The 22,507-nt window shown below is 66.9% G+C and carries 19 protein-coding genes and 1 pseudogene; 4 read left to right on the top strand and 16 right to left on the bottom strand.

Annotation, left to right across the window (positions count from 1 at the left end; all coding sequences use genetic code 11):
- The 8 genes and pseudogenes from DY926_RS13840 to gltX form a co-directional block, all read right to left on the bottom strand.
- Positions 1-196, bottom strand: a pseudogene (locus tag DY926_RS13840) (S41 family peptidase); the annotation flags it as partial.
- A complete protein-coding gene (locus tag DY926_RS13835) occupies positions 193-2,409 on the bottom strand; it encodes a ribonuclease R family protein (protein WP_116703900.1) in 2,217 nt (738 codons plus the stop codon). The pseudogene DY926_RS13840 and the gene DY926_RS13835, both read right to left, overlap by 4 nt.
- A gap of 32 nt (positions 2,410-2,441) precedes the next feature.
- Positions 2,442-5,177, bottom strand: a complete 2,736-nt coding sequence (gene topA / locus DY926_RS13830; RefSeq protein ID WP_116703899.1) for a type I DNA topoisomerase — start codon at positions 5,175-5,177, stop codon at positions 2,442-2,444.
- Positions 5,178-5,223: 46 nt separating this feature from the next.
- Complete coding sequence (gene dprA / locus DY926_RS13825; protein ID WP_116703898.1) at positions 5,224-6,399, bottom strand: DNA-processing protein DprA; 1,176 nt, start codon at positions 6,397-6,399, stop codon at positions 5,224-5,226.
- Positions 6,400-6,409: 10 nt separating this feature from the next.
- The gene (gene plsY, locus DY926_RS13820; protein WP_116703897.1) at positions 6,410-7,048 is read right to left on the bottom strand and encodes a glycerol-3-phosphate 1-O-acyltransferase PlsY; all 639 of its coding nucleotides are present in this window, start codon (positions 7,046-7,048) and stop codon (positions 6,410-6,412) included.
- Positions 7,045-8,340 (bottom strand): dihydroorotase, encoded by a 1,296-nt coding sequence (locus DY926_RS13815; RefSeq protein ID WP_116703896.1) that lies wholly within the window; start codon positions 8,338-8,340, stop codon positions 7,045-7,047. The genes plsY and DY926_RS13815 overlap by 4 nt, the downstream gene beginning before the upstream one ends.
- A complete protein-coding gene (locus DY926_RS13810) occupies positions 8,337-9,302 on the bottom strand; it encodes an aspartate carbamoyltransferase catalytic subunit (RefSeq protein WP_116703895.1) in 966 nt (321 codons plus the stop codon). Before DY926_RS13810 ends, DY926_RS13815 begins: the two co-directional genes overlap by 4 nt.
- On the bottom strand, positions 9,295-10,701 hold the full coding sequence (gene gltX, locus DY926_RS13805) for a glutamate--tRNA ligase (RefSeq protein WP_116703894.1): 1,407 nt from the start codon (positions 10,699-10,701) through the stop codon (positions 9,295-9,297). The genes DY926_RS13810 and gltX overlap by 8 nt, the downstream gene beginning before the upstream one ends.
- A gap of 232 nt (positions 10,702-10,933) precedes the next feature.
- Here gltX and DY926_RS13800 point away from each other — a divergent pair, with 232 nt between their 5' ends.
- A complete protein-coding gene (locus DY926_RS13800; RefSeq protein ID WP_241503231.1) occupies positions 10,934-13,048 on the top strand; it encodes a ComEC/Rec2 family competence protein in 2,115 nt (704 codons plus the stop codon).
- Positions 13,049-13,075: 27 nt separating this feature from the next.
- On the opposite strand, the gene nth is transcribed toward DY926_RS13800, so the two are convergent.
- Positions 13,076-13,795: an endonuclease III gene (nth, locus tag DY926_RS13795; RefSeq protein ID WP_116703892.1), complete on the bottom strand. Its 720-nt coding sequence runs from the start codon at positions 13,793-13,795 to the stop codon at positions 13,076-13,078.
- A gap of 175 nt (positions 13,796-13,970) precedes the next feature.
- On the opposite strand from nth, the gene DY926_RS13790 reads away from it, so the two are divergent.
- Complete coding sequence (locus DY926_RS13790) at positions 13,971-15,755, top strand: ABC transporter ATP-binding protein (protein ID WP_186336180.1); 1,785 nt, start codon at positions 13,971-13,973, stop codon at positions 15,753-15,755.
- Positions 15,756-15,762: 7 nt separating this feature from the next.
- On the opposite strand, the gene DY926_RS13785 is transcribed toward DY926_RS13790, so the two are convergent.
- Genes DY926_RS13785 through hisB form a run of 7 tightly spaced genes read right to left on the bottom strand, consistent with a single transcriptional unit; the run spans position 15,763 to position 20,379 of the window.
- On the bottom strand, positions 15,763-16,140 hold the full coding sequence (locus tag DY926_RS13785) for a histidine triad nucleotide-binding protein (RefSeq protein ID WP_116703890.1): 378 nt from the start codon (positions 16,138-16,140) through the stop codon (positions 15,763-15,765).
- Positions 16,141-16,167: 27 nt separating this feature from the next.
- The gene (locus DY926_RS13780) at positions 16,168-16,578 is read right to left on the bottom strand and encodes a phosphoribosyl-ATP diphosphatase (protein WP_116703889.1); all 411 of its coding nucleotides are present in this window, start codon (positions 16,576-16,578) and stop codon (positions 16,168-16,170) included.
- Between the two features lie 31 nt (positions 16,579-16,609).
- Positions 16,610-17,371: an imidazole glycerol phosphate synthase subunit HisF gene (hisF, locus tag DY926_RS13775; protein WP_116703888.1), complete on the bottom strand. Its 762-nt coding sequence runs from the start codon at positions 17,369-17,371 to the stop codon at positions 16,610-16,612.
- Complete coding sequence (gene hisA / locus DY926_RS13770; protein WP_116703887.1) at positions 17,371-18,726, bottom strand: 1-(5-phosphoribosyl)-5-[(5-phosphoribosylamino)methylideneamino]imidazole-4-carboxamide isomerase; 1,356 nt, start codon at positions 18,724-18,726, stop codon at positions 17,371-17,373. The genes hisF and hisA overlap by 1 nt, the downstream gene beginning before the upstream one ends.
- The gene (hisH, locus tag DY926_RS13765) at positions 18,723-19,397 is read right to left on the bottom strand and encodes an imidazole glycerol phosphate synthase subunit HisH (protein WP_116703886.1); all 675 of its coding nucleotides are present in this window, start codon (positions 19,395-19,397) and stop codon (positions 18,723-18,725) included. The genes hisA and hisH overlap by 4 nt, the downstream gene beginning before the upstream one ends.
- Before the next feature lie 8 nt (positions 19,398-19,405).
- Positions 19,406-19,786: a hypothetical protein gene (locus DY926_RS13760; RefSeq protein ID WP_116703885.1), complete on the bottom strand. Its 381-nt coding sequence runs from the start codon at positions 19,784-19,786 to the stop codon at positions 19,406-19,408.
- Complete coding sequence (gene hisB, locus DY926_RS13755) at positions 19,783-20,379, bottom strand: imidazoleglycerol-phosphate dehydratase HisB (protein ID WP_116703884.1); 597 nt, start codon at positions 20,377-20,379, stop codon at positions 19,783-19,785. Before hisB ends, DY926_RS13760 begins: the two co-directional genes overlap by 4 nt.
- 178 nt (positions 20,380-20,557) lie before the next feature.
- Here hisB and DY926_RS13750 point away from each other — a divergent pair, with 178 nt between their 5' ends.
- Together DY926_RS13750 and ubiM are read left to right on the top strand one after the other, a co-directional pair.
- Positions 20,558-21,145 (top strand): nitroreductase family protein, encoded by a 588-nt coding sequence (locus tag DY926_RS13750; protein ID WP_116703883.1) that lies wholly within the window; start codon positions 20,558-20,560, stop codon positions 21,143-21,145.
- Between the two features lie 37 nt (positions 21,146-21,182).
- Positions 21,183-22,364, top strand: a complete 1,182-nt coding sequence (ubiM, locus tag DY926_RS13745) for a 5-demethoxyubiquinol-8 5-hydroxylase UbiM (RefSeq protein WP_116703882.1) — start codon at positions 21,183-21,185, stop codon at positions 22,362-22,364.
- Positions 22,365-22,507 lie beyond the last annotated feature (143 nt).

Here is a 22,507-nt window from a genome sequence, read left to right as displayed (position 1 = left end):
GTGCCGCGATACGGGGGGAGGTGGGTGCATCCTCGGCGCAGGCCGAGGTGGTCAGCCGGACCATGACAAGCAGCAGGATGATGGTGTCACGCGGCAGATGGCCCAGCGAGGACATGCGCCGCCGCCATGTGAGCGTACTCTCCGCGCCCCTGCCCATGGGGCGCAGTATGATGGCCGCGAACTGGCGGCGCTTCATGCCCGCCGTTTCCATCGGGGCGGCGGGGCATCGGGAAGTGCCAGCAGGACTGTTCCCCGGATGGCGCATGTCTCTTCTATCCGTACGCGCAGGGCCTGACCGGGGCGGAATGCCATGGTCGTGTTGCGTCCCGATAATGTCTGCGTTTTTTCGTCATGATGCCACTGATCTTCCGGCAGGGCAGACATGGGCAGCAGGGCGGATGTGCCGGTTGCGTCCAGAACCACGAAAATGCCGAATCGTGACAGGCTCGAAATATGCGCCTCCATTACGCTGCCCACACGGGTTTCAAGCCATGTGGCGGCATAACGTTCCAGCGTATCGCGCTCGGCCTGTGCGGCGCGGCGTTCGGTCCGGGTAATGGCCTGCCCGGTTTCCTCCAGCGTTTCATGGTCGGGTGCCGGGCCGGGTTCCAGCCCGGCGGCGACCAGCAGCGCGCGATGGGTCAGCAGGTCGGCATAACGTCGGATGGGGCTGGTAAAATGGGCATAGGCCGAAAGGGACAGCCCGAAATGCCCGACCGGATCGGGGCTGTATTCCGCCTGGTTCTGGGCGCGCAGGACCAGTTCGTTCACCAGCCCCGCCTGATCCGTATCGCTGACCTGTCGCAGCACGCGGTCCAGATCGGTTGCGCGCAGCCTGCCCACGGGCGGCAGGGATAGGCCCATCATTTCCAGCGCGCGGCGCAGGGTTTCTAACCGCTCGGGCGCGGGGGGCGCGTGAATCCGGTACAGGCAGGGAACATGCCGCCGTTCAAGATAATGTGCGGCGGCGACATTGGCCGCGATCATGAATTCTTCGACCAGCCTGTGGCTGTCGAGACGGATGCGGGGCCGGATGGTCTCGATCTGGCCGTGATCGTTCAGGTGCACCTGACGTTCGGGCAGGTCCAGGTCCAGCGTGCCGCGTTCGGCGCGGGCGCGTGACAGGCACGACCATGCCCCGAACAGGCTGTCCAGCAGGCCATCGGGCAGGGACTGCATGGTGGTGTCGGGTGCGCCGTCTCGGGCTGCCTGCACCTGTTCATAGGTTAGTCGTGCCGCGCTGCGCATGATGCCACGGCCGGGGCGCGCATCCGACACCACGCCATTGGCCGCGACCCGCATGTCGATGAACAGGCAGCCCCTGTCCTCGTTCGGGCGGAGCGAGCACCAGCCGTTGGACAGTTCCTCGGGCAGCATGGGAATGACCCGGTCGGGAAAATAGACCGAATTGCCGCGCAGGCGGGCTTCGCGGTCCAGCGCGCTGCCGGGGCGGACGTACCAGGCCACATCCGCGATCGCGACGGTAATGCGGAAGCCCTCGCCATCCGGCTCGGCGTAAATGGCGTCATCGAAGTCACGGGCGTCCGCGCCGTCAATGGTCACGAGCGGCACGTCGCGCAGGTCCGTGCGGCCATCTGGCGCCACACCGCGCGCGGCGCGGGCCTGTGCCAGTGCCTCGGTGGGAAAGAGGTGGGGGATGCCCAGCATGGCGACGGCGACCATGCTGATGGTCCGCGCATCGCCCTGCGGGCCGAGGCGCTGGATGATCCGCGCGGGGTGCAGGCCGGGGCCGGCCTGGGGCAGGGGCTCGGCAATGACGACTTCATTGTCCGGGGCGTCATCGTCCTCCCCCGCCGGGATGCTCCATTCCGCCTTCGCGCGCCGGTCCGCCGGGGTCAGCCTGCCCGCCGGGCGGAAGCGGGCGGGTGCGGCAAGGGCGGGATCGCTTTCATCCAGCCTGTGGAACAGGCCCACGATCTGCACGGGCGCATCGGTCAGGCGGCGCAGGGTGCGGCCTTCGTACCGGCCGGGGCCGACCCGGCGCAGGCGCGCGACCACGCGCTCGCCCGGCGCAAGGGCGGGGCGTCCGCGCAGTTCGGGGTGCATGAACACGACGGGGGAAGACCCTTCGCCGTCCCACTGGACGGGTCGGGCGATGGGGTCTCCATCGGCATCGGTGCCGGTTACCTGCACCACGGCGGATTCGGGCAGCCGGTCGGATACGCGAAAGCGCCGCGCGCCCGCGGGCGCCAGCGTGCCATCCAGCGCCATGTCCCGCAGCATCTCGCGCAGGGGCCGCCGGTGTTCCGGCCCCAGGCCGAACTGGCGGCTGATCTCGCGCTTGCCGATCCGGCCCGGCGCGTTCTCGATGAACGCGCGGAGCTGTTCACGGTCGGGCAGGCCACCTGTCCGGGCCGGGGATGTGCCCGTGGGCAGGCGGTCCGGCATCTCGGGAGGTGCTGGACGCTGCCGTTTCATGGTCAGTCAGCCCCGCTTTCGGTGCTTTCAGTGCTTTTGGCGCTGGCCTTCCTGCGCGTGGCGGGCTTGCGTGTGGTGGTGGTCTTGCTGGCCGCAGTTTTGCTCGCCGTGGTTTTGCGTGCGGCGGGCTTCTTCTTCGCGGGCGCGCCCTCTTCGGTGGGTTCCGCCGCCTTTGCCTTCGTCTTGCGTGCGGCAGGCTTGCGGGCGGGGGCTTTCTTGCCCTTGGCCTTCAGCGGCTTGCCCTTTTCGGTCAGCAGCATGAGGGCTTCCTCCATGGTCACGTCATTCATGTCCTGCCCGCGCGGTACGGTGGCCACGATCGAGCCGTGCTGGACATAGGGGCCAAAGCGGCCCTTGCGCACCAGAACCGGTTCGCCATCCTTGGGGTGGGGGCCGATCGTGCGGATGGAGGCCAGCTTCTTGGCCAGCGCATCGACCGCGCGGTTCAGGCCTACGGTCAGGACATCATCGTCCTTGTCCAGTGACCCGTAGATCGCGCCCATTTTCACGTACGGCCCGAAGCGCCCCAGCCCGGCCTCGATCGGCTCGCCCAGTTCGGGGTGGACGCCCACGATGCGCGGCAGCGACAGTAGACCCACCGCCTGTTCCAGCGTGATCGAATCGCCATCCAGCCCACGGGGAATGGTGGCGCGCCTGGGTTTGGCCTTCTTGTCCTCGGGGTCGGGTTCGCCCTGCTGCACGTACAGCCCCCATGGGCCGCGGCGCACGGTAATTTCCTCGCCCGACGGGCCGGTGCCCAGCACGCGCAGGCCGTCCTTGAGCGAAGCGGCTTCATCGCCCTCGTTCGGGTCGGCCACCAGCTTGCGGGTGTACTGGCAGGTTGGATAATTGGAACAGCCAATGAACGCGCCATAGCGGCCCAGCTTCAGCCCCAGCCGTCCCGTATGGCATGCCGTGCAGACGCGCGGATCCTGCCCGTCCTCGCGCTGCGGGAAGAAGTAGGGCGAGAGATCCGCATCAAGGGCCGTGATGACATCGGATATCTTCAGGTCCTTGGTCTGGTCCACCGCGTGGGAGAAATCGTTCCAGAACGCAGCCATGACATCGCGCCAGTTGGCCCGGCCACCGGAAATGTCATCAAGCTGCTCCTCCAGCCCGGCCGTGAACTGCGTATCGACATAGCGCTCGAAAAAGGACGTGAGGAACGCCGTGACCAGCCGCCCGCGATCTTCCGGTATGAAACGCCGGCTTTCGAGGCGTACATAATTGCGGTCACGCAGCACGGTCAGGATGGAGGCATAGGTGGACGGACGGCCAATGCCGATCTCTTCCATCTTCTTGACCAGCGAGGCTTCCGAATAACGCGGCGGCGGCTGGGTGAAGTGCTGGTCGGCCACGACATCGCCCCGGCCGATCGCATCGCGCTCGGTCATGGCGGGCAGCATGCGGTCCTGATCGTCATCCGCCTTGGCGGGGGAATCGTCGCGGCCTTCGCTGTACAGGCGCAGGAAGCCGTCAAACGCGATGATGGAGCCGGTGGCGCGCAGCGTCGTGCGCTGCTGGCGGTCCATGATGTCCACCGCCACCTGATCCAGTTCGGCGGACTGCATCTGGCTTGCGACCGAACGCTTCCAGACCAGATCGTACAGCTTCTTCTGCTCGGGTGAGAGGTAGGGCGCCATGTCCGCTGGCGTGCGGCGCACGTCGGTCGGGCGGATGGCCTCATGCGCTTCCTGCGCGTTCTTGGCCTTGGTGGAATAGATGCGCGCCTTTTCGGGCACGTACTGCTCGCCAAAGCTGTGGCCGATATGGCTGCGGATGGCGCTTATGGCCTCGCCTGCCATCTGCACGCCATCGGTTCGCATATAGGTGATGAGGCCAACCGTCTCACCGCCGATGTCGATGCCTTCATAAAGCTGCTGGGCCGTGCGCATGGCCACCTGCGCGCCCATGCCCAGCTTGCGTGAGGCTTCCTGCTGCATGGTCGATGTGGTGAAGGGGGGCGGCGGGTTGCGGCGGACCTTGCGGCGCTCGACCTTGCCCACGCTGTAATCGCCCGCTTCCACCGCTGCTTTCGCACGCATGGCGCTGGCTTCATCGCCCAGGTCGAACTGGTCGAGCTTGTGGCCGTCCAGATGCGTCAGCCGCGTGGTGAAGGCAGCGCCTGCGGGCGTGGTCATGTGCGCGATGACCGACCAGTATTCACGCGGGCGGAAAACCTCGATCTCGGCTTCGCGCTCACAGATCAGCCGCAGCGCGACCGACTGCACGCGGCCCGCACTTTTCGAGCCGGGCAGCTTGCGCCACAGCACGGGTGAAAGCGTGAAGCCGACCAGGTAATCCAGCGCGCGCCGGGCCAGATAGGCCTCGATCAGCGGGAAATCGAGTTCACGCGGATGCGCCATCGCGGCCTTGATGGCGCTTTTGGTGATCTCGTTGAACGTGACGCGCTGTACCTCGATCCCCTTGAGGAGGTTCTTTTCCTCAAGGATGGCGCGCACATGCCACGAAATGGCTTCCCCCTCGCGGTCAGGGTCAGTGGCGAGGTAGAGGTGGCGCGCCCCGCGCAGCGCCTTGGCAATGGCCGCGATCTGGCGGCTGCCGCGCTCGTCGGTTTCCCACACCATGGCGAAGCCCTCGTCAGGCCGCACGCTTCCATCCTTGGGCGGCAGGTCACGCACGTGCCCGAACGAGGCAAGAACCGTAAATTGATCGCCCAGATACTTATTGATCGTTTTCGCCTTGGCTGGCGATTCGACCACCACGACGTCAGTCATTCTGTCTCCGGATCACGATTCTCAAACCTTGCTTCAGTGTCTGCTGTCAGGGCGGGGAGGGACAGCGCACGACCATATCCCCCGGAAGGAATTCGATCATGCCCGCAATCTCCATTTCCGACAGGACAGTCAGGACTGCTGCTGTGGAGAACTGGCAGCGCCGTACAAGATCGTCAACAGGCGATGGCGTGAAAGATAGAAATCCCTCGACTCTTTCATAAATGTCACCACCCCCATCCGGTGCCGCGGCCGGAGGTGGCGTGGGGTCGGGTGCGGGCATGGGGACAGGCGACTGGCCGGTGCGCGCGGACCGTGCGCGCGGTGGTTGGGCATGCAGGGGGAACAGGCTGTTTTCTTCAATGGATTCAGGGAGTTCGCGTAGGACATCGCGCTCGTTTTCCGTCAGCACCGCGCCCTGGCGCAGCAGGTCGTTGCTGCCCCGGCAGCGCGGGTCGAGCGGGGAGCCGGGAACGGCGAATACCGTGCGATCGTAATCCAGCGCCATGCGTGCGGTAATAAGGCTGCCAGAGCGCGGCGCGGCCTCGATCACCACGCAGCCCAGCCCCAATCCGGCAATAAGCCGGTTGCGGCGCGGGAAATGCCGCGCCTGCGGCACCGTGCCCAGCGGGGCTTCGGTCACAACTGCGCCAGTATGGGCGATCTGGTCCTGAAGTGATGTGTGTTCGGGCGGGTAGGGGCAGTCCAGCCCCCCGGCGATGGCGGCCACGGTGCGGCCCGCGGTCATCGCACCGCGATGGGCGGCGGCGTCAATCCCGCGCGCAAGACCCGATACGGTGTCCACCCCCTGCGCCGCCAGAAGGGCGGCAAGGCTTTCCGCCATGCGCACCCCGCCGGAGGAGGCATTGCGCCCGCCCACGATTCCCACCATCCGACTCGCCAGCAGCGCCGGGTCGCCCAGCACGCTCAGCACGGGTGGCGCGTCGTGCAGGTGGGCCAGAAGCGGGGGATAACCCGCATGGCAATGCACCAGCAGGTGCCCCCCCATGGCCTGCAGGCGTTCATATTCATGCAGCGCGTCGTCATAAGGGCAGGGCTGGCCCACATTACGGCTTATGCGCGTGGCGCCACGTTCAAGCATGTCCAGCGCGGAGCGGGCGCTGCCATGGGTCTGGATCAGGCGGCGATAGCTGACCGGGCCGATGCCGTCCGTCCGCGCCAGCCGCAGGCAGGCCAGAAGCGTTTCGGCATCGGCGGGGGTCATGCGCGCCCGATCATGCGTTTTTCTGGCCGATCCGGGGTTCCGTGCCCCTGATAAGGCGGCTGATATTGGCATGGTGGCGCAGCACGATCACCGCCGCGATCAGCGCGCCCGCCAGATAGGCGGGGGACGAGAAGGGAATGCCCCCCGGCCGGATCATGAGCAGTGGCACCACTGCGAACGCCATGATCGCACCGGCGGAGGAAATGCGCGTGACCTTGGCAAAGATCAGCCACACCGCACAGCAGCACAGCCCCACCACGGGCATGAGGGCAAGCAGGCTGCCCAGCCCCGTGGCGACGCCCTTGCCGCCCTTGAATTTCAGCCACACGGGAAAGCAGTGTCCCAGCACGACAGCAACGGCGGCCAGTGATTCGGCGGCAAGCGTGTGGAACGGACACAGCACGAAGGCGCAGAAAACGGCGAACGCACCCTTTGTCCCGTCCAGCGCCAGCGTGCCCGCCGCCAGCCCCTTGCGCCCGGTGCGCAGCACGTTGGTCGCCCCGATATTGCCCGACCCGATCTTGCGGATGTCGCCATTGCCGGACAGCGCGGTCAGCACCAGCCCGAAGGGCACGCTGCCAATCAGGTAGGACAGGAACGCCACACCCGCCATAAGCGGCAGGTCATAGGTGGGGATGTCGTAGATCATGCGGCCTGCGCCCCATGGACCTGCCGCCCCTTCTTCCATGTGCCGATCACGCGGCCTTCCAGCGCGCGGCCGTCAAACGGGGTGTTCTGGGCCTTGCCGGGCAGTTCGCCCGCGCGCACGATCCAGCCGGTATCAGGGTTGAACAGGCACAGATCCGCAGGCCGTCCCGTTTCCAGCGTGCCTGCGTCGCTGCCCAGCACGCGGGCGGGGCGGTGGGTCAGCAGGCCAATGGCATCACTCATGCCCAGATTGCCCGCATGCACCTGCGCCAGCGTGACCGCAAGCAGGGTGCACAGCCCGGTGCCACCCGCCGCCGCCACGGCGAAGGGCTGGCGCTTGTCATCCGCGTCGCACGGCATGTGGTCGGAGGCTATGGCGTCGATCGTGCCATCCGCCAGCGCCGCGCATACCGCCCTGCGGTCGGCCTCGGCCCGCAGCGGCGGGGACAGCTTGGCATAGGTGCGGAAGTCACCGATCACGGTTTCATTGAGGTCGAAATAGGGCGGCGCGGTATCGCACGTCACCTTCAGCCCGTCCGCCCGGGCGCTGCGGATCAGGTCCAGTCCCTCGGCGGTGGAGACATGGCCGAAATGCAGCCGCCCCCCGGTCATGCGCGCAAGGCGGAGGTCGCGTGCGATCAGGATGGCCTCGGCCGCGGGGGGAATGCCGGGCAGGCCCAGCCGTGTTGCCAGTTCGCCATCGGTGGCGCAGCCGCCGCGTGCGAGCGAGGGGTCTTCGGGGTGCTGGACGATCAGCGCGCCGAAGCCTTTGGCATAGGTCATCATCTGGCGCATCATGCGGCTGTCGCCAATGGCATGCGGCCCGTCGGTAAAGGCGATGGCCCCGGCTTCCGCCAGCAGGCCGATTTCGGCCATTTCCTTGCCCGCGCATCCACGCGTCAGCGCGCCATAGGGCAGGATGTCGATCATGCCCGTTTCCTCGCCGCGCGTGCGCAGCAGGCGGGCAAGGGCGGGGTTGTCGATGGTCGGGCTGGTATTGGGCAGCACCGCAATGGTGGTGATGCCACCGGCCACGGCCGCGCGCGCGGCGGAGGCCACGGTCTCGCGGTATTCAAAGCCGGGTTCGCCAATCGTGACGCGCATGTCCACCAGGCCGGGGCACAGGACAAGCTCGTTGCGCCCGTCGATAACATCCGCGCCTTCGGGCCGGCCTTCGGCCCCTGGCAGGTCGGTGCCCGCGATCACGCCGTCACGCACCAGCAGGCGGCCGGGGCGGTCAAGCCCGCTGGCGGGGTCGATCAGGCGGACATTTTCAAATACGACCGGCTTCATGCGCCGTCTCCCCCGCGTGAGAGGATGTCCAGCACCGCCATGCGCACGGCAACCCCCATTTCAACCTGCTCACGGATCACGCTCTGGTCTGAATCGGCCACGCGGCTGTCAATCTCCACGCCCCGGTTCATCGGGCCGGGATGCATGACCAGCGCATGCGGCCGGGCCAGTGCCAGGCGCTTGCTGTCCAGCCCGTAGAAGCGGAAATATTCGCGCGCGCTGGGCACCTGCGTGCCCTGCATGCGTTCGCGCTGCACGCGCAGCATCATGACTACGTCCACGCCCCGCAGCCCGTCTTCCATCGTGTGGTGGATGCTGACCCCCAGCGCCCCGATCGCGCCGGGCACCAGCGTGGGCGGTCCCACCACGCGCACCTGGCAGCCCATTGCGGTCAGCAGGTGGATGTTGGAACGCGCGACGCGGCTGTGGCTCACGTCACCGCAGATGGCGATGGTCAGCCCCTCGAACGTGCCGAAGTGGCGGCGGATGGTCAGGGCGTCAAGCAGCGCCTGCGTGGGGTGTTCATGCGTGCCGTCACCAGCGTTGACCACGCTGGCCTGCACCTTCTGCGCCAGCAGGGCGGGCGCGCCGGACTGTGAATGACGGACCACCAGCAGGTCGGTATGCATGGCGTTCAGGGTGGCGGCCGTATCCAGCAGCGTCTCCCCCTTGTTGACCGAGGAACTGGCCACCGTCATGTTCACCACATCCGCGCCCAGCCGCTTGCCTGCCAGTTCAAACGAGGTACGCGTGCGCGTGCTGTCCTCGAAAAACAGGTTGATGAGCGTGCGGCCGCGCAGCAGGTCGCGCGGCGTTTTGCGCGACCGGTTGAGCAGGGCATAATGTTCCGCCAGGTCAAGGAAGGGCGTGATCCGGCTGGGATGCATGCCCTGCACGCCCAGCAGGTGCCGCGCCGGGCGGGTCAGGAACACGTTGCTGCCATGGCCGCTGCGCTCATTCATGGGCGGTGACCGCGTTGATGCGGGCAATGACCTCGTCGCGGCCAAGGGCGGCCAGCGTATCGTCAATGCCGGGGGACATGGTGCTGCCGGTCACGGCGGCGCGCAGCGGCTGCGCCACCTTGCCCAGCTTCATTTCATGCGTCTCGGCAAACTGGCGCAGGGTCGCGTCGATGGCTTCCTTGCCAAACGGTTCGGTCGCCTTCAGCGCTTCGGCCAGCTTGCCCAGCATGACCCGGTTTTCCGGGGTCAACTGCTTTTCGGCCTTGGGATCGAAGGTGAGCGGGACCGAACGGCCAAGGAACGCGGCATTGTCCGCCAGTTCCACCAGCGTCTTGGCGCGTTCCTTCAGCCCGGGCATGAGGTCCAGTACCCTGGCGCGTGTGGCGTCGGAGGTATCGACCCCTTCCATCTTGCCCAGCCGCTCCATCACGTCATTGGTCAGGCGCGTGTCATCGGCCTGCCGCATCCACACGCCGTTGATGTGCAGCAGCTTGGCGTAATCCATGCGTGAGGGCGAACGGCCCACGCCGTCGAGGTCGAACAGCCTGATCTGTTCCTCACGCGACAGGATCTCGGCATCGCCATGGCCCCAGCCAAGGCGCAGCAGGTAGTTGTTCAGGGCTTCGGGCAGGTAGCCCATTTCCCGGAACTCGACGACGGACTGCGCCCCGTGCCGCTTGGACAGCTTGGCCCCGTCCGGGCCGTGGATCAGCGGCAGGTGGGCGAAATGCGGCAGGTCCCACCCCATGGCGCGGTAGATCATGGCCTGGCGGAAGGTGTTGGTCAGGTGGTCATCGCCACGGATGACGTGGGTGATGTCCATGTCATGGTCATCCACCACCACGGCAAGCTGATAGACCGGCGTGCCATCCGCGCGCAGGATGATCATGTCATCCAGCTCCGCGTTGGCCACGCGCACGTCGCCCTGCACCAGGTCGTGAATGACGGTTTCGCCCTCACGCGGGGCCTTGATACGGATGGTGTAGGGGGTGTTGGCGGGGGCTTCGGACGGATCGCGGTCGCGCCACATGCCGTTGTAGCGCGGGGGACGGCCTTCGGCCATCGCGGTCTCGCGCATTTCCTTCAGTTCCTCGGCCGTGCAGTAGCAGCGATAGGCCAGCCCGCGTTCTAGCAGGGCATGCGCCACCTCGGTATGGCGGGCCTGCCGGGTGGACTGGAAGACCGGCTTCTCATCGGCTTCGATTCCCATCCAGGCCAGGCCGTCGAACAGCACGTCCACCGCTTTCTGCGTTGAGCGTTCGCGGTCGGTATCCTCGATCCGGAGCAGGAACTGCCCGCCGTGGTGGCGGGCATAGAGAAAATTGAAAAGGGCGGCACGGGCGTTGCCGATATGCAGCAGGCCGGTGGGGCTGGGAGCAAAACGCGTACGGACAGTCATGAGCCGGCTCCTTAGCATGTTTTCGGCCTGCTGACAGGGGCTTCTCTGGTGCGTGCGCCCGCATGGCCGGTAAGGTGTGCATTCAGGTCACGCATGGATATGGCGGGGCCGGGATGTGAGAGCGGGGACATGAAAGACGGGGGTTCTTCTGGCGCGCCAGTATATTGCACAGCATGATGGCGTAACCCCCACGGCCTTCCCATGGGCCGGGCTGCGGCGCGCGCGTGTTGCGGTGGCCCTGTGGCTGTGGGGGCAGCATGACTGCCTTGTCCTGTGGCTGCCGGTGCTGCTGGCGGGGGGAATCGCACTGTATTTCGCCCTGCCGTGGGAGCCGGGGATGACATGGGCGCTGGCGGCGGGAACGGTCGTTGTGGCCTGTCTGGCCGCGCGGCTGGTCTGGCCCGCTGTCCTGCCGGTGCGTGTGGGGTGTGGCGTGCTGGGGGCATGTGCCGCCGGCTGCCTGCTGGCATGGACACAGGCCCACAGGCAGCCGCCCTTTCCCGACCTGCCGCGCCGCGCTGTCCATCTGTCGGGCCATGTGGTGGGGGTGGAGCGGCAGGTCGGGCATGATGGCGCGCTGGCATGGCGACTCCTGCTGGCCGATGTCCGGTTCCTTGACGGCATCAATACGGGCATGCCCCCGCTGCGGCGCAGGCTGCTGGTGCGCCTGCGCCCCGATGATCCGGCCCGGCCAATGGCGGGGGAGGACATATCCGTATCCGCCCTGCTGGTTCCGCCCGCCTTTCCCGCCCTGCCGGGCGGCTACGATGCCCAGCGCCGCGCATGGTTTGACGGGATTGCCGGGTATGGCCGCGCGCTTGGCCCGTCTGCCAGCCTGCATGAAGTGGGGCCGGGAAGTCTGGAAAGCGCTGTCGCGCGCCTGCGGCAGGACATGGAGCGCCGGATTCGGGCGGCCCTGCCGGATACGCGCGGGGCCATTGCCGCAACGGTGCTGGTGGGGGCGGATGGCGCGATTGACCCACCTGTGCGCGCGGCCTTTGCCGATGCCGGGCTTGCCCACCTGCTGGCGGTGGCGGGGCTGCATCTGGCCATTGTGATGGGGCTGGTCATGGGCGCGGTGCGGGCGGGGCTGGCCCTGTCCGAACGTGCGGCGCTGTTCTGGCCGTGCCGCGAGATCGCGGCGGCCTGCGCCCTGCTGGCGGGTGGTGCTTACGTTATTGTGACCGGCGGGCACCTTCCGGCGCTGCGCAGCCTGTTCATGGCGGGGCTGGCGGTCATGGCGCTACTGGCGGGCAGGCGGGCGATGTCCATGCGCGCACTGGCGCTGGCTGTGACGTGCCTGCTGTGCCTTGACCCGGAAAACGTGGCCGAACTGTCACTCCAGATGTCGGCGGCCGCCGTGATGGCGCTGATAGCCGGTTTCGATTTCCTGCGGCCCCGCCTGTCCGCCTGGCGGTACGAGGTCGCGTTATGGCGTCGGGCCGCTGCCCGCATCGCCCATCCGTTCATGGCCAGCGTGCTGGCGGGCGGGGCGTGCATTCCGGTGGGCATGGCGCATTTTGGCACGGTGCAGCCGTGGTTCGTGATGGCCAACCTGCTGGCCGTGCCGCTCATGTCCGTATGGATCATGCCATGGGGGCTGGCGGCCTGTGCGCTCATGCCCGTGGGGCTGGAAAAGCTGGCGCTGGTGCCGATGGGGTGGGGAATCGGGCTGGTAGCATGGCTGGCGCGCATGGTGGCGGGTCTGCCCATGGCGCGGGTCGGGGTGCCTGCCATGGGTAATGGCGCGCTGGCGCTGTTCTTCGCCGGGTTGTGCTGGCTGTGCCTGGGGCGCGGTCGGGCGCGGCTGGCGGGGATTGTGCCGGTGCTGCTGGCGGTCATGTCACCGCTGGTGGTGTCCCCGCCCGTGCTGGTCATCGCCCCTGACGGGCGTATGGCCGGGGTGGTGATGGAGCATAAGCTGCTGATCGGCCCCGGCGCGCACCCGGACCCGTTCATACTGCGTGAATGGCAGCGGGTGACGGGGCTGCCAGCCGCATTGCTGCCGGTGGATGGGGCGGTGGGCGGCCTATCCTGCCATGGGGGCACCTGCCGTATCCACGATCCTGCGGGTGATATTGTCCTGCTGTCATCGGGTGCTGTCAGGCCGGCTTCGGTGTGCGCGGGGGGCAGGCTGCTGGTGGAACTGGCGGCACAGCGGCCCTGCCCGGGCATGGCGCTGATCGGGCGTTTCGACCTGTGGCATGAGGGGGCTTATGCCGTCTATCAGCGCGGAGGGGATAATCTGGTCATCCGTTCCGACCGACAGGTGCGGGGTGCGCGGCCATGGGTCATGCGCCCCGGCGGGGCCGGGATGCCGGACCTGCCCATGGCGCGGGCGGAATAGACCCGCCCCGCCACGGGTCTGGAAAGACTATTTCGCAGCCGTGGCAGGCGCGGTTTCTGGCCCTGTGGCGCGCAGGTCTTCCTTCAGGCGGTACTGGCAGGGGTCAAAGGCGGGGCAGCGCCAGCATTCAGGCTTGCGGGCCTTGCACACGTACCGCCCGTGCAGGATCAGCCAGTGGTGGGCGGGGCGCAGCATATCGGCGGGGATGCGGCGTACAAGCTGATCCTCCACCGCGCGCGGCGTCGTGCCGGGGGCCAGCCCCGTGCGGTTGCCGATACGGAAGATGTGCGTATCCACCGCCATCGTGCTGTCACCAAACGCCACATTCATCACGACATTGGCCGTCTTGCGCCCCACGCCGGGCAGGGATTCCAGCGCCGCGCGGTCAAACGGCACCCTGCCATCAAAACGTTCGAGCAACTGCCGCGACAGCGCGACCACATTGCGCGCCTTGGTCCGCCACAGCCCGATGGTGCGGATATGCGCGCCGACCTTTTCCTCCCCCAGTTCCACCATGGCCTGCGGGGTCGGGGCGTCACGGAACAGTGCGACCGTGGCCTTGTTGACCGAGGCATCCGTCGCCTGCGCGGACAGCACCACCGCCACCAGCAGGGTGTAGTCATCCACAAAATTGAGTTCGCTCTCGGCATTGGGGTTGGCCGCGGCCAGTTGGGTGATGAAGGCCCGTACTTCCGCCAGTGTCATGTTGCGACGGGCGGGTCTGGTGCGGCGGGTGGGTGTTTTCATGGGCGGCTCGCTGGTCTGTCGCGCGGCATTGTGGGGCCTTGGGGGGACGTATGTAAATTGCCTGGCCCTGAGCAGGGGCCTTGCGTTCTTGCGTACGGGCCATGCGGCGGCTAGTCCTTCCGGCCCCCTTGCGGTGTGGTTTTTTCCTGTCTTCCGGCATCAGGACATGGTGGTAATGGCTTCCTTCTTTTCCCGCCCGGCAGCGGGGCGGCATGAATTTTCCGATGTGCTGGGTTTTGTATGGCGCCGGTGGCGGGCGCACCCGGCCTGTCTGGCATGGACGCTGGTGGGGATCGCCATCGCCACGGTTGCCGATGTGATGATGCCGCTGCTGGCGGGCTGGCTGGTCAGTGACGTGTCACGCCCCGCGCAGGGGGGAGCACTGCACCACGTAATGCGCGACGTGGCCGGCCTGACCGGGTTGGGCGTGGGTGGCATACTGGCGCGGCGCATGGCGTATGTCTCCATCTCCCATCTGACATCGCGCGTCATGTCCACCATCGTGACGGAGGCATTTGCCCGCGTGCAGCGTTTTTCCAGCGAGTGGCACGCCAGCAATTTCGCGGGCTCCACCGTAAGGCGGATCACGCGCGGGCTGGGGGCGATCGACACGCTGGGTGATACGCTCCTGCTCATGCTCGCGCCGGAGGTGATCATCCTGTGTGTCACCACGGCGGTGCTGGCGTTTCACTGGGCGCTCATGGGGCTGGTGCTGGCGGTGGGGGCCGTGGCGCTGATCGGGCTGTCGGTCATGCTGACGCTGGGTTACGTCGCCCCGTCCGCGCAACTGGCCAACAGGTGGGATACCCGCATGGGGGCCACCCTGTCCGATGCGGTGACGTGCAACGCGGTGGTCAAGGCCTATGGGGCCGAAGCGCGTGAGGATGCGCGGCTGGCATGGGTTGCCAACCGCTGGCGCGGGCGGATGCTGCGTTCATGGCTGCGGGGCACGAACAGTGCCAACCTGCAGAACCTGGCAGCGCTGGCCATGCGCATGGCGCTGATTGCCGGGGTTGCGCTGTTATGGGCCAAAGGCCGCGCCGGGCCGGGGGATGTTGCCTACGTACTGACCATGATGTTCGTGATACAGGGCTACCTGCGCGATATTGGCCAGCAGATCTCGGTCGTGCAGCGCTCGGTCAACGAGATGGGTGAACTCGTGGCCCTGTTCCACATGAAGCCCGATGTGGCCGATGCGCCGGGGGCGGGCAGGCTTGTGGTCGGGGCGGGGCATATCCGCTTTGAGCATGTCGCCTTTGGTTATACCCGCCAGCATGGGCGCCTGCTGTTTGATGACCTGAACCTTGATATCGCCCCGGGCAGCAGGGTGGCGCTTGTCGGGCCATCCGGCTCGGGCAAGACCACGCTGACGCGGCTTTTGCAGCGGCTTTATGATGTGAATGGCGGGCGTATCACCATTGACGGGACCGATATCGCCACCGTCACGCAGGCGAGCCTGCGCGGGCAGATCGCCATCGTGCCGCAGGAACCACTCCTGTTCCACCGCTCCGTGGCGGAAAACATCGCCTATGGCCGCCCCGACGCCACGGCTGCCGAAATTGCCCACGCGGCGCGGCAGGCCAATGCCGCGGATTTCATCGACCGCCTGCCGCGTGGCTACGCCACCATGGTGGGGGAGCGCGGGGTCAAGCTGTCCGGTGGGGAAAGGCAGCGCATTGTCATCGCCCGTGCCTTCCTGAGCCGGGCACGCATCGTCATCATGGACGAGGCGACATCAAGCCTCGATTCCCATTCCGAACTGCTGGTCCAGCAGGCGATGGAGCGCCTCATGGCCGGGCGGACGGTGCTGGTGATCGCCCACCGGCTGTCCACCGTCATGGGGCTGGACCGCATCATCGTCTTTCGCCACGGGCGGGTATGGGAAGACGGCACCCATGCCGAGCTTATGGCCCGGCATGGCGGGATTTATCGCGAACTGTTCGAGATACAGTCGCGCTAATACCCGTTCAGCCGGGCAGCAGTGCCCCCAGCGCCCGGCCACCAAACAGGTGGACATGGAAATGCGGCACTTCCTGCCCCGCTTCCTCGCCCACGTTGGACAGCAGACGGTACCCGCGCGCCTCCAGGTCAAGCTGGCGGCTGACCGTGCCGACCGCGCGGGTGAAGCCCGCGATTTCGGCTTCGGACGCATTGCGGCTGAAATCGGCAAAGGACACATAGGCCCCCTTTGGTATGATCAGCACATGCACGGGCGCCTTGGGCGCGATATCGTGGAAGGCGAGGGCGTATTCGTCCTCATAAACCTTGTTGCATGGCAGTTCGCCGCGCAGGATGCGGGCAAAGACATTCTGCGGGTCATAGGGTCCGATGCCGCTTACGGCCATGGGCTTTCTCCTGTTGCGGGTTGGGGGTCAGGCCAGCGGGTCGCGCGGGCGCGATGCCTTTTCGGCCACGCCGCTGGTGCCTTCGCGCCGCTGCAGTTCGGCCCAGACATCGGCCGATGTCACGCCCGCATCCACCCACATCACGATCAGGTGATAGAGCACGTCAGCGCTTTCGCTCACCAGTTCGTCGCGGTTGCCCGCCACGGCCTCGATCAGGCACTCGACCGCTTCCTCACCGAATTTCTGGGCGATCTTGCGCCGCCCACGCGCCAGCAGCCGGGCGGAATGGCTGATGGAGGGGTCCGTGCCCCGGCGTGATTCCACCACCGCGAACAGGCGGTCCAGCACCTCGGGGGAGGCCGGGCCCACGGCCTCCAGCTTTACGGTGGCGGCGGTCTTGGCCGGGGCGTTCTTGCGGGATTTGTCTGGCTTGGCCATGGCAATGCTCCGATAGGCGGTAAAGGGGGTATCAGGAAGTCTGGCGGACCGGCAGGCCCGCCCTGTCCAGCGCCTGCTTGACCTGGGGGATGGTAAACTGGCCGAAGTGGAACACGCTGGCCGCCAGCAGGCCGGTGGCACCCGCGCGTGCGCCCTCGACAAAATGCTCAAGCTCGCCCACGCCGCCTGAGGCGACGATGGGAATGCGCACGCCCGCACTGGCCGCGCGCAGCAGGTCCAGGTCGAATCCCTTGCCCGTGCCGTCACGGTCCATGCTGGTCAGCAGGATCTCGCCCGCGCCACGCTCGGCCACCTCGCGGCACCAGTCGATCACGCTGCGGCCGGTGGGGGTGCGGCCGCCATGGGTATAGACTTCCCAGCCCCCATGGCCATCGCTGCGTGCATCAATGGCGACCACAACGCACTGGCTGCCGAATTTCTGCGCGGCCTCGCTGACCAGTTCAGGGCGGGACACGGCGGCGGAATTCATGGCGCATTTGTCAGCACCCGCCAGCAGCAGGCGGCGCATGTCATCGGTGGTGCGCACGCCGCCGCCTACCGTAAGCGGCAGGAAAATCCGCTCCGCCGTGCGGCTGACGACATCAAGGATGGTGTCACGGTTCTCGTTGCTGGCCGTAATGTCCAGAAAGGTCAGCTCATCCGCCCCCGCCGCGTCGTACACGGCGGCCTGTTCCACCGGGTCGCCCGCATCACGCAGGGAGACGAAGTTGACGCCCTTGACCACACGGCCGTTCTTGACATCCAGGCAGGGGATGACACGCAGCTTCAGCATCAGGACAGGACCCGCAGGGCTTCGCTCAGGTCGATCCGCCCGTCATACAGCGCGCGGCCCACGATCACGCCCTCGATTCCCGGGGCCTGCGCGGTGGCGGCGCGCAGGGCCTCCAGATGCGCGAGCGAGCCAACCCCGCCACTGGCGATGACGGGAATGGACAGCGCATTGGCCATGTCGGCCGTCTGTTCGATGTCGATGCCGGTCAGCATGCCGTCGCGGCTGATCTCGGTGAAGATGACGGCGGCAACGCCCGCGTCCTGCATGCGCAGGCCCAGTTCCACCGCTTTCATTTCCGATGTTTCGGCCCAGCCCTCGGTCGCGACCTGACCGCTGCGGGCGTCGATGCCCGCCACGATCCGCCCGGGGAACAGGCGGCAGGCCTCGCGCACCAGGTCGGGGTTCTTGACCGCCACGCTGCCCAGGATGACACGGCTGATCCCGGCATTGAGCCATTTGCCGATGCTGTCCATATCGCGCAGGCCACCGCCAAGCTGCACCGGAACGGTGGCGTTGGCGATGATGGCCTCAATGGCTTCGGTATTGGCCGAACGCCCGGCAAAGGCGCCGTTCAGGTCCACCACGTGCAGCCATGTGCAGCCGGCGTGGATCCATGCCAGCGCCTGTGCGCCGGGGTCATCGGAATAGACGGTGGCGTTGTCCATCTCGCCCCGGCGCAGGCGCACGCAGGTGCCGTCCTTGAGGTCAATGGCGGGATAGAGTGTCAGGCTGTGTCCGGTCACGGGGGCATGTCCTGCTGCAGGAATGGGGGTTGAGGCATCCTGCGGGTGGGCGGGTACGATCCGCTCGTCATCCTGCAGGCGTTTGGTGAAGAACAGGCCACGGACGGTCCGCCCGTCCGTGCGGGCATAGCTGGGGTGGGTGCCCCAGTGGTGGAAGCCGCAGCTTCGGAACAGGCGCACGGCCTCGGTCTGGGTCTCGCGCACATCAAGGTTGATGATCTGGTAGCCCATGCTGCGCGCGCAGTTTTCCACTTCGGCCAGCAGCAGGCGGCCCAGCCCCAGCCGTCGTGCATAGGGTGCTATATAGAAGTGCATGAGGGTGGCGCTCATGGCCTGCGCCTCGTTATTGCGCGGCGGGCGCACAAGCTGGGCGGAGCCTACGATCATGCCATCCAGGCGGGCCACGAACATCTGCCGTTCGGGCACAAGCTGCACGCCCCGGAAATAACGCTCCAGCGTCTCACGCGGGGGCGGGGCCAGCCAGCCGAACCCGCCGCCATCCAGAATGGCGGCGTTGGTCGCGTCGCACAGGGCGTGCAGGTCATCATCATCCATGTTCTGCACCCGCTCGGCATGGATGGTGCCGGCGGGGGACATGTTGCGCCGTGTCATGGCGTAGCACCTGCCGCGGGGGTCCAGCGCAGGAAGTTGGACAGGATGCGCAGGCCCACCTTCTGGCTCTTTTCCACATGGAACTGCGTGCCCGCCCGGTTGCCGCGCGCCACGATGGCGGGCACCTGACCGCCATAATCGGTCATGGCCACCATGTCGGCCGGATCGTACTGCGCCAGGGCGAAGGAATGGACGAAATAGCCATGCGCATCCGCATCCAGCCCTTCGGTCAGGGGGTGCGCGCCGGGGGTGAATTCAAGCTGGTTCCACCCCATCTGCGGCAGGCGCAGGTCGGGGGCGTCCATAAGCCGGATTTCCCCCGCGATCCAGCCAAAGCCGGGGGTCACGCCATGCTCGCGCCCCCGTTCGGCCATGAGCTGCATGCCCACGCAGATGCCAAGGAAGGGTATGCCGTTATCGGTTGCCTCCACAATCGCGTCGCGCAGGCCGGGACGGGCGGCAAGGCCGGATGCGCAGTCGGCAAACGCGCCCTGTCCGGGCAGCACGATCCGGTCGGCCTGCCGTACGGCCTGCGGGTCCGCGGTAATGGTGACTTCGGCATCAATCCCGCCATCCTGCGCCGCGCGCGCCAGCGCACGGGCGGCGGAGGCCAGGTTTCCGCCATTATAGTCGATCACCACTATGGACTGTGTGCGGGTATGCGCGGGCATGCGATGCCTCATGTCAAAGGGGAAACGGGATGGGCCGGGGCACGGTCCATCCAGCGCAGTAGGGCGGCGCGGGGGCTGGTGGCGTAAACGCCGCGTGCGGGCCGGTAGCCGCGCAGGCGCAGTTCCCACTGCCGCAGGTCAGGCGCGTACAGCGCCAGCAGCAGGTGGAATCCGCCCAGCAGCGGCAGCGCGTAGGCCGGGGGTGCGAGCCGCCCGATCAGGATGCTCGTTCCGCCCGCCAGCAGCCCGCTGACAGGGCAGCCCCGCAGCATGAGCCCGACCCAGCCGCACAGTAGCACCAGCCACGACATGCGCTCCGCCACCATCACGGGGCCGGGTGCGGGGCTGGCGGCGTGCGCGGGTGGCAGCAGGGCGGCGTAGAATGTCACAGGCTGCCCTTGGTGGACGGGATGATCCCGCCCGCGCGGGGGTCCGCCTCGCTTGCCGTGCGCAGGGCGCGGGCCAGCGCCTTGAACGCGGCCTCGGCAATATGGTGGCAGTTATGGCCTGCGCGCTGGACCATGTGCAGGGTGACAAGGGCGCTCATGGCAAAGGCGCGGAAGAATTCCTCGAACAGTTCCGTGTCCATTTCCCCGATCTTGTCGCGCCCGAAGGTGACGGACCAGGCAAGGAACGGACGCCCCGAAATGTCGATCACGGCCTCGCACAGCGCCTCATCCAGCGGGACGGTGGCGCTGCCATAGCGGCGGATGCCGCGCTTGTCGCCAATGGCCTGCGCGAAGGCCTTGCCCAGCGCGATGCCGGTATCCTCCACCGTATGGTGGTAGTCGATATGCAGGTCCCCCCGGGCGGTCACATCCAGGTCACACATGCTATGGCGGCCAAGGGCGGTCAGCATATGGTCGAAAAAGCCGATCCCGGTATCAATGCGGGTCTGGCCCGTGCCATCAAGGTTGATGGTGACGGTGATGTCGGTCTCGCTGGTGGCGCGGTGGACCGTGGCTGTGCGTGGGGTATTCATGTCCCCCCTTCTATAGAAGCGCGCAGCCGGAATCCATACCGATCCCGTGCGCGCAGGACGTGCGTGCGCACAGGTGGATATTGGCATTGCCGGGCAGTTGCTGCATGGTGTCGCGTCAATTGCTCCCGCCGTCAGGTACAGGACTGTCAGGGGGCGCCCATTTGCAGGGAACGACCACATGACATCGCTCGATCTCCTTCTGTCGCGGTTTTCCACGGATGCGCTGGCGGAACCGGCCCCGGCGGGCGCGGTGCTGGAAAGCATCCTCTCCACGGCCATGCGTGCGCCCGACCATGGCAAGCTGCGCCCCTGGCGCTATGCCATCGTGCAGGGTGATGCCCGGCGCGCGCTGGCGGAACGGGTCGTGGCCAGCATGAAGCGGCTTGACCCCGAAGTGCCGCAGGCGAAGGTTGAAAAGCGCCAGTCACGTTTTTCAACCATGCCGATGACCATCGTGCTGGGCATGCACCTGCGGCCTGAACACAAGATTCCCCTGCTGGAGCAGGAACTTGCCGTGGGCGCGGCGGCCATGAACATCCTCAATGCCCTGCATGCCACGGGCTTTGGTGGCGTATGGGTCAGTGGCGATGTGGCCTATGACCCGGAACTTGCTGCCGAGCTGGGCTTTCCCGCACCACACAGGCTGGCGGGTTTCCTGTTTGTCGGTACCCCGCAGGCCGGCGCCATCGGCCCCAAGCGCCGCCCGGTGGATGATTACGTGGCGCAATGGACGGGTGCCCCCGTGCGGTTTGGCGCGGATGCGTAAGCCATTATAAGGCATGCGGACAGGAGCAGGGTGATCAATGACATATCATGACGTAACCATACTGGGTGGGGGGCCTGCCGGTCTTGCTGCCGCCCTGTCGCTGGAGGCGCAGGGCCTCTCTGTCGCCGTGCTCGAGCGTGCGCCGCAGGGACCGTGGGCCGAACCCGCGTTTGACGGGCGCGAGATCGCGATGACCCATCATTCGGTCTCCATCCTCAAGTCGCTCGGCGCGTGGGAGCATATCCCGCAGGTCGCCATATCCCCCCTGCGTGAGGCACGGATCGAGACCGGGCGCAGCAACCACCCCCTGACTTTCGATACGCAGGGCCGGGGGGTCGATGCGCTGGGTTACCTCGTGTCCAACCACTGCATCCGTCGTAGCCTGTACCTGGCGGCCAGCAGGCGGCCGGGCATCAGCCTGCTGGCGGGAACATCCACACGTCATCTCCGCCGGATCGGGGATGAAATGACCGTCGTGCATGACCGGGGCGAGATTACATGCCGCCTTGCCGTGGGGGCGGATGGCCGTTTTTCCCAGATCAGGCGGCTGCAGCGCATTGGCGCCGTCATGCATGATTTCCGGCGCGCCATGCTGGTCTGCCGCATGGCGCATGACGTGCCGCATCATCATGTCGCGACCCAGTGGTTTGATGACGGGCAGACCGTTGCCCTGCTGCCGGTCAACGGTGGGGCGTCATCCATCGTGCTGACCCTGCCTGTGGAACAGATAGAACGCCTGCGCACGCTGGATCGTGATGCCTTCAATGCCGAGATCATGGAACGTGTCGGGCGCAGGCTGGGCAACATGCGGCTGGTCAGCACGCGGCATGCCTATCCGCTCAAGGCCGTCTATGCGCACCGTTTCGCGGCCCCCGGCTTCGCGCTAGTGGGCGATGCCGCCGTGGGTATGCACCCCATTACCGCCCATGGCTTCAATCTCGGCCTCAAGGGGCAGGAGAGCCTTGCGGAAGAAGTGGGGGCGGGTCTTGCCCGGGGTGAGTCGCCGGGCAGCCTGTCCGTGCTGCGGCGTTTTGAGCGGCGTCATCGTCTGGCGACCATGCCTCTTTTCGCCGCGACCAATGGAATCGCGACTCTTTACACCCGTGATGAGCCTGCTTTCCGTGTCCTGCGGCGTGCCGGGCTGCGGGTGGCGGACGCTGTTGCGCCGTTCAAGTCCATGGTGACGGGTTTGCTGATGGACCGCCAGCGCGCGGCCTAGTGCGGTTTTTCCGGGCATCAGGCCGTTGAGGGGAAAACATTTTTCCATTTTCCCGTCATTTTTTGATTGACGGTTAGCTGGGGTGGTCCTATATCCCGCTTCACCGGCGGCGCTGAGGAAACTTCTTGAGCTTCTCCGGTGGA

Origin of the sequence: Komagataeibacter melaceti, assembly GCF_003403295.1 — a bacterium.
Taxonomy (GTDB): Bacteria; Pseudomonadota; Alphaproteobacteria; order Acetobacterales; family Acetobacteraceae; genus Komagataeibacter; species Komagataeibacter melaceti.
This window is presented reverse-complemented; position numbering and strand designations above follow the sequence as displayed.

Bases quoted from the DNA above. Each gene is read 5' to 3' on its own strand.
- DY926_RS13780 (WP_116703889.1), bottom strand. From the start codon at position 16,578: ATGGCCAAGCCAGACAAATCCCGCAAGAACGCCCCGGCCAAGACCGCC.
- hisA (WP_116703887.1), bottom strand. From the start codon at position 18,726: ATGACACGGCGCAACATGTCCCCCGCCGGCACCATCCATGCCGAGCGG.
- DY926_RS13785 (WP_116703890.1), bottom strand. From the start codon at position 16,140: ATGGCCGTAAGCGGCATCGGACCCTATGACCCGCAGAATGTCTTTGCC.
- ubiM (WP_116703882.1), top strand. From the start codon at position 21,183: ATGACATATCATGACGTAACCATACTGGGTGGGGGGCCTGCCGGTCTT.
- hisF (WP_116703888.1), bottom strand. From the start codon at position 17,371: ATGCTGAAGCTGCGTGTCATCCCCTGCCTGGATGTCAAGAACGGCCGT.
- dprA (WP_116703898.1), bottom strand. From the start codon at position 6,399: ATGACCCCCGCCGATGCCGAAACGCTTCTGGCCTGCCTGCGGCTGGCG.
- hisH (WP_116703886.1), bottom strand. From the start codon at position 19,397: ATGCCCGCGCATACCCGCACACAGTCCATAGTGGTGATCGACTATAAT.
- DY926_RS13750 (WP_116703883.1), top strand. From the start codon at position 20,558: ATGACATCGCTCGATCTCCTTCTGTCGCGGTTTTCCACGGATGCGCTG.
- gltX (WP_116703894.1), bottom strand. From the start codon at position 10,701: ATGACTGTCCGTACGCGTTTTGCTCCCAGCCCCACCGGCCTGCTGCAT.
- DY926_RS13835 (WP_116703900.1), bottom strand. From the start codon at position 2,409: ATGCCGGACCGCCTGCCCACGGGCACATCCCCGGCCCGGACAGGTGGC.
- DY926_RS13790 (WP_186336180.1), top strand. From the start codon at position 13,971: ATGGCTTCCTTCTTTTCCCGCCCGGCAGCGGGGCGGCATGAATTTTCC.
- DY926_RS13815 (WP_116703896.1), bottom strand. From the start codon at position 8,340: ATGAAGCCGGTCGTATTTGAAAATGTCCGCCTGATCGACCCCGCCAGC.
- plsY (WP_116703897.1), bottom strand. From the start codon at position 7,048: ATGATCTACGACATCCCCACCTATGACCTGCCGCTTATGGCGGGTGTG.
- nth (WP_116703892.1), bottom strand. From the start codon at position 13,795: ATGAAAACACCCACCCGCCGCACCAGACCCGCCCGTCGCAACATGACA.
- DY926_RS13810 (WP_116703895.1), bottom strand. From the start codon at position 9,302: ATGAATGAGCGCAGCGGCCATGGCAGCAACGTGTTCCTGACCCGCCCG.
- topA (WP_116703899.1), bottom strand. From the start codon at position 5,177: ATGACTGACGTCGTGGTGGTCGAATCGCCAGCCAAGGCGAAAACGATC.
- hisB (WP_116703884.1), bottom strand. From the start codon at position 20,379: ATGAATACCCCACGCACAGCCACGGTCCACCGCGCCACCAGCGAGACC.